12 protein-coding genes and 2 tRNA genes are annotated in these 12,918 nt (G+C 36.7%); 13 read left to right on the top strand and 1 reads right to left on the bottom strand.

The features are described from left to right. The first annotated feature begins 32 nt into the window (after positions 1 to 32). The 9 genes from SOLCA_RS18125 to SOLCA_RS18090 all read left to right on the top strand — a co-directional run bounded on the left by SOLCA_RS18125 (position 33) and on the right by SOLCA_RS18090 (position 7,165). Positions 33 to 104, top strand: a tRNA-Arg gene (locus tag SOLCA_RS18125). 82 nt (positions 105 to 186) lie between these two features. Continuing rightward, a tRNA-Arg gene (locus SOLCA_RS18120) sits at positions 187 to 258 on the top strand. Positions 259 to 800: 542 nt separating this feature from the next. Then, positions 801 to 3,926, top strand: a complete 3,126-nt coding sequence (locus SOLCA_RS18115; protein WP_014681923.1) for an HsdM family class I SAM-dependent methyltransferase — start codon at positions 801 to 803, stop codon at positions 3,924 to 3,926. Between the two features lie 2 nt (positions 3,927 to 3,928). Continuing rightward, positions 3,929 to 4,546, top strand: coding sequence for a hypothetical protein (locus tag SOLCA_RS18110; protein ID WP_014681922.1), 618 nt, complete (start codon positions 3,929 to 3,931; stop codon positions 4,544 to 4,546). A gap of 283 nt (positions 4,547 to 4,829) precedes the next feature. Continuing rightward, the gene (locus SOLCA_RS23270) at positions 4,830 to 4,991 is read left to right on the top strand and encodes a hypothetical protein (protein ID WP_157604601.1); all 162 of its coding nucleotides are present in this window, start codon (positions 4,830 to 4,832) and stop codon (positions 4,989 to 4,991) included. 44 nt (positions 4,992 to 5,035) lie between these two features. Further along, a complete protein-coding gene (locus tag SOLCA_RS18105; protein WP_157604600.1) occupies positions 5,036 to 5,554 on the top strand; it encodes a hypothetical protein in 519 nt (172 codons plus the stop codon). A 9-nt stretch (positions 5,555 to 5,563) separates the two neighbouring features. Further along, positions 5,564 to 6,178 carry a hypothetical protein gene (locus tag SOLCA_RS18100; RefSeq protein WP_014681920.1) on the top strand — a complete coding sequence of 205 codons (615 nt, stop codon included), beginning with the start codon at positions 5,564 to 5,566 and terminating at the stop codon, positions 6,176 to 6,178. Positions 6,179 to 6,283: 105 nt separating this feature from the next. After that, complete coding sequence (locus SOLCA_RS18095) at positions 6,284 to 6,586, top strand: c-type cytochrome (protein WP_042480137.1); 303 nt, start codon at positions 6,284 to 6,286, stop codon at positions 6,584 to 6,586. A gap of 45 nt (positions 6,587 to 6,631) precedes the next feature. Next, the gene (locus tag SOLCA_RS18090) at positions 6,632 to 7,165 is read left to right on the top strand and encodes an anthrone oxygenase family protein (RefSeq protein ID WP_014681919.1); all 534 of its coding nucleotides are present in this window, start codon (positions 6,632 to 6,634) and stop codon (positions 7,163 to 7,165) included. A 153-nt stretch (positions 7,166 to 7,318) separates the two neighbouring features. On the opposite strand, the gene SOLCA_RS18085 is transcribed toward SOLCA_RS18090, so the two are convergent. Then, the gene (locus SOLCA_RS18085; RefSeq protein ID WP_014681918.1) at positions 7,319 to 8,236 is read right to left on the bottom strand and encodes a LysR family transcriptional regulator; all 918 of its coding nucleotides are present in this window, start codon (positions 8,234 to 8,236) and stop codon (positions 7,319 to 7,321) included. 95 nt (positions 8,237 to 8,331) lie between these two features. Between SOLCA_RS18085 and SOLCA_RS18080 the strand changes: the two genes are divergently transcribed. The 4 genes from SOLCA_RS18080 (at position 8,332) to SOLCA_RS18065 (ending at position 12,646) form a co-directional block, all read left to right on the top strand. Then, positions 8,332 to 9,315, top strand: a complete 984-nt coding sequence (locus SOLCA_RS18080) for an aldo/keto reductase (protein ID WP_014681917.1) — start codon at positions 8,332 to 8,334, stop codon at positions 9,313 to 9,315. A 327-nt stretch (positions 9,316 to 9,642) separates the two neighbouring features. After that, the gene (locus tag SOLCA_RS18075; protein ID WP_014681916.1) at positions 9,643 to 10,746 is read left to right on the top strand and encodes an alkene reductase; all 1,104 of its coding nucleotides are present in this window, start codon (positions 9,643 to 9,645) and stop codon (positions 10,744 to 10,746) included. Positions 10,747 to 10,750: 4 nt separating this feature from the next. Further along, positions 10,751 to 11,854 (top strand): alkene reductase, encoded by a 1,104-nt coding sequence (locus SOLCA_RS18070; protein WP_014681915.1) that lies wholly within the window; start codon positions 10,751 to 10,753, stop codon positions 11,852 to 11,854. A gap of 27 nt (positions 11,855 to 11,881) precedes the next feature. Next, positions 11,882 to 12,646 carry a type 1 glutamine amidotransferase domain-containing protein gene (locus tag SOLCA_RS18065; RefSeq protein WP_014681914.1) on the top strand — a complete coding sequence of 255 codons (765 nt, stop codon included), beginning with the start codon at positions 11,882 to 11,884 and terminating at the stop codon, positions 12,644 to 12,646. Positions 12,647 to 12,918 lie beyond the last annotated feature (272 nt).

The following is a 12,918-nucleotide window of genomic DNA, read 5'->3' as shown; positions in this document are numbered from 1 at the left end:
GAGGCGGTTCATGAGGTCAAAGGATTAATAATGGTCCCTTAGTTTAATGGATAGAATGTGAGATTCCGGTTCTCATGGTACAGGTTCGATTCCTGTAGGGACCACTTAATACTACCACAATTGGTAGTTATGGATACCCCGGCTGAGCCGGGACTAAACTTTAGATATACTACAGCAGTAATAAATGGCCCGGTAGTTCAATGGATAGAATAGAAGTTTCCTAAACTTTAGATATGAGTTCGATTCTCGTCCGGGCTACAAAGCATCAATCAGAAAATGGTTGGTGCTTTTTTAGTTTAATGTATAGAATTTGATCCCGTGCTTAGCCGGGACGGTTCTCGATGTACAGGTTCGATTCCTGTAGGGACGATTCTCGATGTACACATTCAATTCCTGTAAGAACCACTAACATTGTCTGTTTTCAATGTAAAACGACAGCTTTTTCGTGATAGGGATGAAATAAGGGCAATATTTGTGAAGGATTTTGATTTTTGTTTATTTACTCTGGTCCAAAGCCCGCAAATCACAAGGAAATGCCAAATTCCTTTTTAAACGCAATGGATTAATCATACAATCTAAGGGTAGGTACGTGGCTCAATACTAAGGAATTTAATTATTCGATAACATTCCCAAAAATGATTCGGGAATTTCTGATCGGTTAATAGTGTGATTAAACTCAATTGCTTCTTCGTTTTAATAAAAGTAAAGAACTTTTTTGGCTCAAAATTTCTGAAAATAATTAGTTTTTCAAACCGATAAATTTGTATTTTACGAAAAAAATTAGCATTCGTAATCAAAGAATGACGGGACAAGATGTAATAGATTTAATTGGCTTGGATAGAGCCACTTCAATAAGTTCGGTTGATAAAAATCTAACCGAAAGTAAGTCTATCGTTTTAAACCAGGTTGGCGAATTTGGGGTTGATGCTGTATATTTTAATACGGATGAAAATGAGAATAGTTTTCCTGCAGTGTTTCTTAAAAAAGTAGAATCTTTTGATTCAAAAACTTTAGAAAAGATTGCAGACGCTCAAAAGAAAATATGGAATTACAAAAAGGTACTCTTTTTTTATGTTTATTCTGAAACGGAGATTCGAATATATAACTGTTCTGAAAAACCGCTTATCGTAACTCAAAATGATTTCAATTATGAAAAAGAGCTACAAAATATCGAAATAAAAGTATACAAGTTTTCTGACAATAAACAGCTTGAAGAACTTAATAGATTATTCTCAAGAATTGCCATTGATACGGGAATTATTTGGACTTTGGAAGAAGCTCAGTTTATCAGAGATAGAATTAACCTACAGCGCAGAGTTGATAAATATCTCGTAGCAAGTCTGATAAATACAGCGCAACTTCTTGAACAACAGGGGCTTGCGGTAAACTTAATTCATAAGCTAATCCTTAGATCTTTATTCTTGTTATATCTTGAAGACAGAGGAGCTACGGATGAGAACTTATACTCCAAAATAAAAAATGGAACAAAATCTTATTTTGAAATTTTGGACGACGTAAATGCTACTAAAAAATTATTTGAAGTATTAGAAGGGCATTTTAATGGTAATGTTTTTACAGTAGGAGAGGATGAAAAAATATCTGTTGAACAACTTCAGCTTATTAAAAAATGCTTCATTAGTGGAAATGATAATATCCCTCAAATAAAACTGTTTGATGATTGGAGATTATTTGATTTCAGTATTATACAGATTGAGTTGCTGAGTGAGATTTATGAAAATTTCCTATTCAAAACCGATCCTGAATTAAAGAAAAGAACAGGAACATATTACACCCCTCCTTCATTAGTTGAGTTTATTCTTAATGAGAAACTACCTACTGGTAAAGATGAAAAAAACTATAGCATAAAAATTTTAGATCCGTCATGTGGCTCCGGAATTTTTTTGGTGGAAAGTTTTAAACGCTTAGTAAAACGCTATGAAAATCAACACAAAGAAAAACTTACCGATTTTGTTAAACTAAAAAAATTACTGACCGATAATATTTTTGGAATTGAACTACATCCACAAGCCATAAAGGTTGCGGCATTTAGCTTGTATTTGGCTCTGCTAGATAATCTGAGTCCTAAAACTATTTGGCAAAATAAAAATCATCGATTGCCGAACCTTATTAATAATCCTAATGATAAGTCATTATCAGCTGAAGGCAAAAATTTGTTTTGTAGAGACACAATTCTAGAAAATAAGGAGATTGAGAATATTGAATTTGATTTGGTAGTCGGAAATCCCCCATTTGGCACAACTGACTTATCAGAGTCGATTCGAAATTATTGCAGCAAATACGGTTTTGGTAAAGAAATGGTTTTACCATTCCTCCATAAAGCAACAATGTTTGCGCCCAATGGTGAAATAGTTCTAATATTTAATACTAAAGTTCTGACCAATACAAGTGGGACCTATCAAAACTTCAGAAAATGGTTATTCAATGAGTGCTGTGTTGAGAAAGTATATAATTTTTCTGTACTTCGAAATGCAAAACAAAATTTTGGCGGACAACTATTTGGTGATGCAACAGGACCGATAAGCATTGTCTTTTATAGAAAAGGAATTCCCCAAAATCTTTCTGATAAAATCGCATACTACGCTCCCAAAACCTATATTAAATCTAATATAGTCGAAGGTTTAAATATCGACTTTACAGATTTAAAATACTTGCCACTAGAAGAATGTCAAAAACCAGATACTAAAATTTGGAAGGTTGCAATGTGGGGCGGCATAAAAGATTGGCAGTTGGTACTAAAATTATTAGAAACAGAAAAGAATGTCGGTGCTTATTTAAGAGAAAATAAAATAGATTATAGTGTCGGATTACAACCTTTAAACAATTCGACGGAAAAACCGATTGTTGATAATGAAATATCTAAACTTTCTTTTATTAGGCCAGAAAAAATCGAACGTTATTATACCAATAAAAGCAACTTTTCAACCATCAATGCTTTATTGAAAAATAAAGAAACTATAGAGTCATATTTAGAATATTATTCTGTAGATAAAGTTTACGATTTGCCGCCAATTAATGTTTTTAGAAGAATAACAGGAAAAAATCTTTTTAGTGGCCCAATGTTACTAACAAAAGAAGGTTTAAAAAATAATCAACTTTGTTTTAGCTATATTGATAGTGCTGTAGCATATAATAGTACTGTTTTAGGGTTTAAAACTGGTAATAAAGAAATATTAAAATTTTTATCTAGTATTTTAAACTCAGAATTAGCTACTTATTTTTTATTGCTGATATCAAATTCGTGGGGAGTTGAAAGGGAAAGAATTAAGCCAAATGAAATATATGAATTTCCAATCACGAATGATATTGAGCTTTTCAAAGATTTAGTTAAACTTCATGATGCAATAGAAGTAAAAATAAAAAATGCTCTTTCATACATCGATTTTAATAGTATTGAAAAGGAAATCAACGAAAAGGTATTTAATCTTTATAATATTAAATCTGGTGAAAAACAATTAATAAAAGATTTTGTCGAATTTTCAGTTGATCTGTTTCTTAAACAAGAAAAATCAAAAGCTCTTTATCCTGTATTACTAGAACAAACAATTGAATACGGAAAATTAATTAGTGATGAACTCAATAATTTTCTTGATGGTCAGGACTTATTTACAAATGCGACAGTTTACTGCATCAATAGATTCTCTCCACTAATGATGATTAAACTTTCCTTTGCCATAGAACAAAATACAGTTGTGATCTCTGAGGACTTTGTTGATGAAGAGTTAAAAAAAATGGATAAGTACCTTTGGGAAGAAAATGCAAGCAATATCTATTTTAGAAAAAAACTGAATTACAAAAAAGAGAATGATATTTATATTATTCGCCCGAACCAACGCAGGTTTTGGTCGCAGTCTATGGCAATAGAAGATGCATCCGAGTTGATTCTTGAAATTCTAAATGAGAATTAACGATGGCATTGAATTCGAATATTATTAATGCTTTTAGAAAATCTTTTGAACTTAATTGTATTGAGTTGATTTCTAATGCTTATGCAGTAGCATTTAAAGAAAAGAAGTATGAGTTGAATTGGTTAGAGAATGATTTTTCCGAACTATTGGGAAATTATGTCAATGAGGGTCGACTATCATTAGATAAGGGAATAACTTGTAAAACAGAGAATAAGTTGTTTATCCAAGTAGATAATTTGACAAAAGGATTTGCTGATAAACTACCAAGGATTGATTTCATCTACACAAAACATTGGAAAAGACAAAGATTTGAGTGTTTTATGGAAGCAAAGAGGTTAAAGGAAAAAGACTCCGGTTTAAAGAGAGCTTACATAAACGATGGAATGGATAGGTTTGTTTCACAAAAATATCCGTTAGGTTGTATGGTGGGTTATCTACTTGAAGGTTGCTCAAATGAAACAGTGAATGGAATTAATACCCTGTTAGAAAAAGACAAAAGGAATACCGAAACCTTAAATCTCAAGATCAGTAAGTTTCACAAAATTTATTACGAATCTGAACATACAGAAATAGGAACACTAAAACATCTAATATTTGACTTTACAAATTCATCAAATTAAGAATTCTTTTTAACGTATCTGTAGTCTTTTTGAATTATCACAACTAAATTGAATATAGCCTGAATCGGGCTATAGTATTTTAAGGTGATCTTAAGAAAAGATAGCTCATTATATATAGATAGAAATGGATAGGAGCAATAAAGGACAACCAAGATTTTCTTTTAAGCCCGAAGAGAAACTCCCTTATTCTTTAATTTCGATTGTAGCTAGTGATGCAGATTTTGACAACCTGGAGAAATAAATTAAAGACACGATAGACTTCCTAAAGAATAATAAATCAAAGTTGGAACTTATTTCGGCAACAAAAAAAATTCAGCATGCAACCCTGGACTTTGGTGTTGACGACAATAATAATGAGTTTACGCAAACAATGCGACTTCCCAATGAATTATTGAGGGTAGCAGCCGATTTGGGAATGGAGATCGAAATGTCGGTTTATCGTTAAGCCTAAAGTTTAAATTCCTTACCTTGTTCTGAATGAGTCTACAAATGAAAATCAATTTAGGCCTGTTATTTCTAGCTATTGTGATTAATTCTTGTGATAGAATAAGATCGATCACAAGTAAGTCAATTGAGAAGGTTAAGGAAGTGGTTAATAATGAGTCGGATAAACTTGTGGACAAAGTGATTCCAACTTTTGATAGTTATAAATCAGATACTGAGCATAATAGAAGGCGATTTAAAGATTTTCTACAAATCGAATTAACCTCCGATGTAAAGAATATCTATTGCTATGCAGATGAGATGGGAATAGATAAAAACTACCAGTTTTCTTTTAATTGCGACATGTCAACCGTCATTCGGATTCTTCAAAAGCATCAATTAAGACTTGATACAGCTACCTCTTATGGGTTTAGTGCTGAGTTGCAGAAAGAATTTGTATGGTGGAAGTGTAATGACATCAAAAAACTGCCAAGGTATAGCTGGAAAGGCGATAATGAATATTACAAATACTTCTGGTACGATCAAAAAACAAGGAAGGCTTATTACCTTGATTTCGACCTATAGTCTCTATTTATGAAATACGTATACTTTTTCCTGATATTCCTTACCAGTTCCTGTAAGCAAAATCCTGATAACAAGCAGTTATTAACAAATCCTCCTCAACTAGTTGAGTTTGGTGTACTAACTTTAGCTCTTTCTGATTCTACGAAAATATATGATGTTTTAAGGAATAAGGACGCCTATGAAATCTTAAACGTCCTTATTTCAGAGAATAATGTAACTGAGGATAGTTTAAAAGTCAAACTAATTATACTAACAGCAGAATGTTTTAAAAAGGAAAATTTGTCCAAGAATAATTTAAATCTATTAGATTCACTAGGAATTAAGGTTCCTGTTTCAAGAGCAATTTTTCAATGGGATAGCAATAAATTGAAAAACGTGAGGTGCATTAGCTTCCAAGATGCGATACAGATATTTAGAGGTAGATCAATTAAATTATCATGGCATCTCTTTCGCCAAAAATATGGACCTAGTGGTCTGCACGCGTATTCAGTACCTTTAATGAATAAGTCTGGTGATATAGCGGTTTTGTTTCATGTTTGGAATGGAGAGGAAAGAGCTGTTTCAACTGACTTGTTTGTTTTAAAGAAGCTGGATAATAAATGGATGTTAGAAGAGATGAAATAGATCGACATTTTTAATCTTCATCTTTTCCTAATAATCCTCCCCTCTGTCGGTTTTATTCTATTTTTTACCTCTCTCATCATCTTTCTTTGAATAAAAAAAGAAAAGATGAAAACATCAACCATAATAACAGTCGTAATAGCAGCATTCGTCATCATTACATCAATAGCATTTAAACCAGTGCCCAGCGGCAAAGAATTATACACAGCTAATTGTAAGCGTTGCCATGGGGAGGACGGAACCAAGGGGCTTTTCGGGGCAAGAAACTTAAGGGAAGCAGAGCTCTCGGATTCTGCTATTGTAAAACAAATTAGGAAGGGGAGTGGATTTATGCCTTCGTTTCGGAAAAAGCTAAATCAGGAAGAAATGCTTCAGGTTATGTACTACGTGAAAGGTCTACGAAAACAATAATAACAGGCCATCAATTACCTTTATTAATTTAACTCAATTGCACTAATGAAAAATACATATATGTTAATCCTCTTGCTAATCATAACCGCTACTGCCGCTGCATTATCTGCAGGCGTTTTCTTTGCGTGGTCCTGTTCCGTTATTCCGGGATTAGCCCAAATGGCTGACCGGGAATACATTCTGGCTATGCAATCCTTTAACAAAGCAATCCTGAATCCTGTCTTTTTCGCAGTGTTTATGGGAGCATTGGTGTTGCTGCCAGTCAGCACATTTATGAATTACACCAACCCAACCAACCTTCGTTTCTGGCTGTTGCTTGCAGCAACCATTGTATATGCGGTAGGAGTGTTCGGCGTAACAGCCTTTGGAAATGTACCTTTGAATGAATCCTTAGCAGCATTTAACCTGTCAGCTGCTTCAGCAAGTGATATAGCAGCAGCACGAATCAATTTCGAAGGTCCCTGGGTTAACTTGCATACAATTCGTACAGTTGCTGCAGTAGTAGTGGTTGTGTTATTGGTAACGGCTTGTTTAAGTACAGATCGGTCTTTGGTTTTAAATAAGTTCATTACTCAATAAAGTTGGCCATATTCATAAAGCGTTAAGAGCGCTCACAAGTGTCATCCTGAGGAACGAAGGATCGGGCAGTTCACAAGCATTGTTGTAACAGATGCTTCGTTCCTCAGCATGACACACGTGATTGCTAATGCACTTGTCGGATGGATTACCAAATTATATTGAGATTTCTTCCAATATCATTTTCTCTTCAAAAATCCGCTGTATCTGATTAATCTCTTCCGCAAAAATCGTCTTCTTACGGGTGCCGAAATAGAGTGTATTCTCGATGATCTTATGTCCTTCCCAGGCCAGTTTCACTTTCTTTTCGGCAATGGCTTCCTTGCATAAAAAGTCGGGAATGATTGAAAAGCCTTCGTTATCACTCAAGCAACGTACAATTGAGCTGATATTCGGAACAATGTAATTAGGTTTAAAATCAGGGTGCTCACAGAAATTATTGAACCAGAATTTCTTCAGGTGTTCCATATCCGCGGCGGTGCTATACCATATCTGATGCTTCAGCCAGTCTTTAGCCGCATCAAGACTTTTACTCTTTAATAATGGCTCTAATTCGGATGTATCAGTTTTGTTCCCACAAACCATCACTATCTGTTCCTTTGAAAAAGGCTTAAATTCCAGGTTCTTTTCATTACCCTTCTGCGGAGTAATGATCAGATCGAGAACACCTTTATCCAAATCGCTGATCATGCTGGGATATTCGCCAAACTTAATGATCACATTAAAAGGCAGGGAAGAAATATGCTTCTCCAACGTAAACTGAAACGTTTCAAAACACATCCCGATACTGATGGTAGCACGATCGGTTTTTGAACTCTTATGAAACAATTGCTCGGCTGTTTCGAGCTTGTTTACCGGTTCAAGGATAAAATTGTACAGCACTTTCCCTCGCTCAGTAGGAACCATCTTTTTAGCTGAACGGTCAAATAATTTGTATCCGGTATAAGCCTCCAACGAATTTAAATGCAGACTTACACCTGGTTGAGAAATATATAATGCCTGGGCAGCGCCAGTTAATGTTCCGGTTTCATAGATCGCCTTAAACGTCCTGAACCATTCCAGATTTAACATCATGATCTATTATTTTTATGATACAAATGTACAATTTATCTTATTATGATAATAGTACAGGTCGCGCTACTTTTGTCTTATCAAAATAAATAAAGCACATGGAATACAGATTTTTAGGAAACACCGACTTGAAATTATCAGCAATAACGTATGGTGCATTTGCCATTGGCGGTAATATGTGGGGCGGTAACGAAAAGAAAGATTCTATTGCCGCAATACACGCCTCAATAGATAATGGAGTAACCAGTTTAGACACAGCGCCATTTTATGGTTTCGGTCTTAGTGAAGAAATGATCGGCGAAGCCATTAAGGGAAAAGACAGAAGCAAGATCCAGTTACTTACCAAATTCGGTTTGGTGTGGGACGGAAGTACTAATGGAAAAGGTGAATACTTTTTTGATGCGGATGATAATGGACAAAAACTACCCGTTTACAGATTTGCTTCAAAAGAAAACGTAATCAAAGAAGTAGAAGAAAGTCTTAAACGATTGGGCACAGACTATATCGATCTGCTTCAGTTACATTGGCCCGACAGTACTACACCAATTGATGAAACAATGGAAGCGCTGGCGACTTTACTTAAACAAGGCAAAATAAAAGCTGCCGGTGTAAGCAATTATAGTGTTGCACAAATGCAACATGCGGAGCAAACAATATCGTTAGCATCCAACCAGGTATCGTACAGCATGCTGAACCGTTCTATTGAAAACGATCTCATTCCTTACACTGTAGAAAATAACATCGGCATTATTGCTTACAGTCCAATGGAAAGAGGATTATTAACAGGCAAATACTTCAAAGATGGCCAGTTAAAAAATGACGATCACCGTAACGGCTACTTCGGGCAATTCGACCTTGAAAAAGTTAAGACTTTCTTAGAAAAGATCACCCCGATAGCCGAAAGCAAAAACGCAACGTTATCACAGCTCGTACTCCGCTGGACGACCCTGCAAAAAGGAATCACCATCGTCCTAGCCGGAGCCCGCAACGCCGAACAAGCAACCGTCAACGCTCAATCAATGAGTTTCGACCTTTCTAATGAGGAACTGAAAACAATAAATACAGAATTAGGAAAACTATAGATCAATAGTGTCATCCTGAGGAATGAAGGATCTGTTAGTTTCCTTGCATTGTTGTAATAGGTGCTTCCTTCGTCAGCATGATAAACACAATTGTAAGTGATTGGTATACCCAGATAATTATAGGAACAGAGAATGAAGCTAAATAGAATCTATACAAAGAGCGGAGGGAAACAAAATCCGGCGGGCCAAGCGCAGGCCTTGTGCGGTGGAAGCTTTCGGATTTTGTGCCTTTTTCTTTGCTTCGTTTCTTTTGGGCAAGCAAAAGAAATGAAGAGAAAGATAGTTAGCAGCAATGCATAAAATTATCAAAGCAAAAAAAGAAAAACCATGTTATTCACACCATATAAACTAAAAAAAATTACGCTTAAAAATCGTATCGTAATGCCTCCGATGACACGCTCTCGTTCAACGGCAGGAGAGGTAGCAACAGCATTAATGGCTGAATACTACAGTCAGCGTTCAACCGCCGGACTGATCATTTCTGAAGGAACACAAATTAGTAAGCAGGGACAAGGTTATGCCTGGACGCCCGGCATATATACACCCGAACAGGTAAAAGGCTGGAAGCAAGTTACCGATGCAGTACATAAAAGAGGTGGATTGATATTCGCCCAGTTATGGCATGTTGGCCGTGTTTCACACACCTCTATTCAGGGAAATGGAAATGCACCCGTTGCCCCTTCAGCAATCTTGTCTGATGGAGTAAAAGTATTTGTCGATGTAAAAGGACAAGGACCAGAGAGTGGAGTAGGAGAGATGCTCCAACACACAATGCCCCGCGAATTAACCATTCCCGAGATAAAAGCAATTGTTGAGGATTATGCTAACGCTGCAAAAAATGCAATTGAAGCTGGCTTTGACGGCGTTGAACTCCATGGGGCAAATGGTTACCTGATCGAACAATTTATCGACTCGCAAACCAATAAGCGTACGGATGAATACGGAGGCTCATTAGAAAACCGTCTTCGTTTTCTGAAAGAAGTAGTAACAGAAGTTGCTGATGCAATTGGGAAAGAAAGAGTAGGTGTTCGTCAAGCTCCGTTAACTACGTTGATGGGTGCAGTTGATGATAATCCGGAAGAAACCTATATAGCGGCAGCTAAAGTGTTGGACGAAATTGGTATTGCCTATATACACATTGCTGAAGCCGACTGGGATAATGCTCCCATTATGTCTGTTGCTTTTAAAGAAGCTTACCGTAAGACGTTTACGGGAACCCTGATCTATGCCGGAAAATACACAAAGGAAAGAGCCTTAGAAGCTATTGAAAAAGGCTGGGCTGACCTTATCGCTTTTGGTCGTCCGTTTATCGCCAATCCTGATCTTCCCTACCGGATCGAACATGATCTTCCTTTAAACGAACCAGATAAAACAAGGTTCTTCGGTGGAAATACTGTCGGATATACTGATTATTCATTTTATAAAAACTAAAAATATGTCTCTTTTATTTGAATCATTTAAGCTTAAAAATCTTGAGCTAAGAAATAGAATTGTAATGGCTCCAATGACCAGAGCCCGCAATCCGGATGGGGTTCCCAATGAAATGAACGCGCTTTATTATAAGCAGCGTTCTGGGGCCGGACTGATTGTTACTGAAGGAACTGCCATTTCAAATACGGCAATGGGAGTATTATATATCCCCGGATTATTTACACAAGAACAGGTTAAAGGATGGAAAAAAGTTACGGAAGCGGTACACGTTGAAGGAAGCCTGATCTTTACCCAATTATGGCATGTAGGCAGAGTTTCACATACTACAAATCAACCGAACGGAGCTGCTCCAGTAAGTTCTTCAGCTATCGCGGCTGATACTAAAGCCTGGGGATATGATGAAGATGGGAAAGAAGGATTTGTACAAGCTTCGGTTCCTCGTGCGTTAACAACTGCTGAAGTAAAGCAGGTGGTGCAGGATTTTGCAAATGCTGCAGCCAACGCAATAGAAGCAGGTTTTGATGGGGTAGAGTTACATGGAGCCAATGGATACCTGATCGAACAGTTTTTAAATCCGAAGGTGAACAATCGTACCGATGAATACGGAGGCAGTATAGAAAACCGTAGTCGCTTTTTACTGGAAGCAATTGATGCCTGTATCGATCGTATCGGAGCAGATAAAGTGGCAATACGACTTACTCCTTACGGTGGATTGCAGGATATGCCAATCTATGATGAGATAGAATCGGATTATTTCTATATCGCTGATAAACTCGCGAAAAGAAATATTGCTTACATCCACCTGATGGATCAGAAATCTCGTGGAAGTTTCGCATTACCTGATGGTTTCTTAGCTCGTTTCAGGGAACATTATAAAGGGGTGATCATTCTTGCCGGAGGTATGGACAGGGCTAAATCTGAAAAGCTTATTGCAGAAGGGGTGATTGATCTGGCCGGATTTGGCGAGCCATTTATTGCCAACCCGGATTTAGTGGAACGTTTAAGAAACAGCTGGCCATTAACGCTGCCTGAGCGGAGTTTACATTATGGTGGAGCAGCACAAGGTTATATTGATTATCCTGTTTATAAGGAAGTACAAGCTAATTAAATCCTGATCAAATAATAATTTAATACGATGAATACAATCAAAAGTAAAGTGACTGTAATAGCAACCCTGATAATAGGAGCGTTTTCTGCAAATGTGCAGGCTCAAGATGCTGGTGCATCAAAAAAGAAAATCCTGTTTGTGGTAACCAGTCATGATAAGAAAGGTAATACAGGCGAACCTACGGGGTTTTATCTGAGTGAGGTTACTCATCCCTGGAAAGTATTAACAGAAGCCGGTTATGAGATCGATTTTGTTAGTCCGAAAGGTGGTAAAGCTCCGGTCGACGGCTTTGATCTGTCTGACCCTGATAATAAAGAGTTCTGGAATAATAAAGAGTATCATAATAAGATTGAACACACCTTAAAACCTTCTCAGGTTAACCCTGCTGATTATGTAGCAATCCATTATGCTGGAGGACATGGTGCAATGTGGGATTTCGCAGATAATAAGCAATTGGCTCAACTAGCGGCTAAAATTTATGAAAACGGAGGTGTGGTAAGCGCTGTTTGTCATGGTCCCGCAGGTTTGGTTAATATTAAATTGAGCAAGGGTAACTACTTAGTAAGCGGTAAAAAAGTAAACGGGTTTACAAATGAAGAAGAGAAAGCCGTTAAACTGGAAACAGTGGTTCCGTTTCTGTTAGAGGATAAGCTTATAGAACGTGGCGCTAAATATGAAAAATCCGGTTTATGGCAGGAGCATGTTACAGTAGACCAGCGATTAGTGACAGGACAAAATCCACAATCAGCAAAAGGAGTTGGACAGGCGGTTTTAGTTGAGTTGAAGAAATAGTTTAAGTATATAAAGGTGTGTCACCCTGAGGCACGAAGGGTCTGGAACTTAGATGCTGCTATGTTACAGATTCTTCGTGCTTAGTTAATAAGCTTAGGTATTGTCAGTGTTAAAGCACCACAATATTGAACATAGTACAATGCTTTATTTTACTTAGTCGCTTTCCGCGAGACTTATTTTTTCATGCAGTGTTTCATTTCAAAGGTATTCAAGAATGCTTCGCATGTTTTTCTGCAGCGAAAAAAGTAAGCAAAAAACGCCGCCGCTGCGTA

Origin of the sequence: Solitalea canadensis DSM 3403, assembly GCF_000242635.2 — a bacterium.
Taxonomy (GTDB): domain Bacteria; phylum Bacteroidota; class Bacteroidia; order Sphingobacteriales; family Sphingobacteriaceae; genus Solitalea; species Solitalea canadensis.
This window is presented reverse-complemented; position numbering and strand designations above follow the sequence as displayed.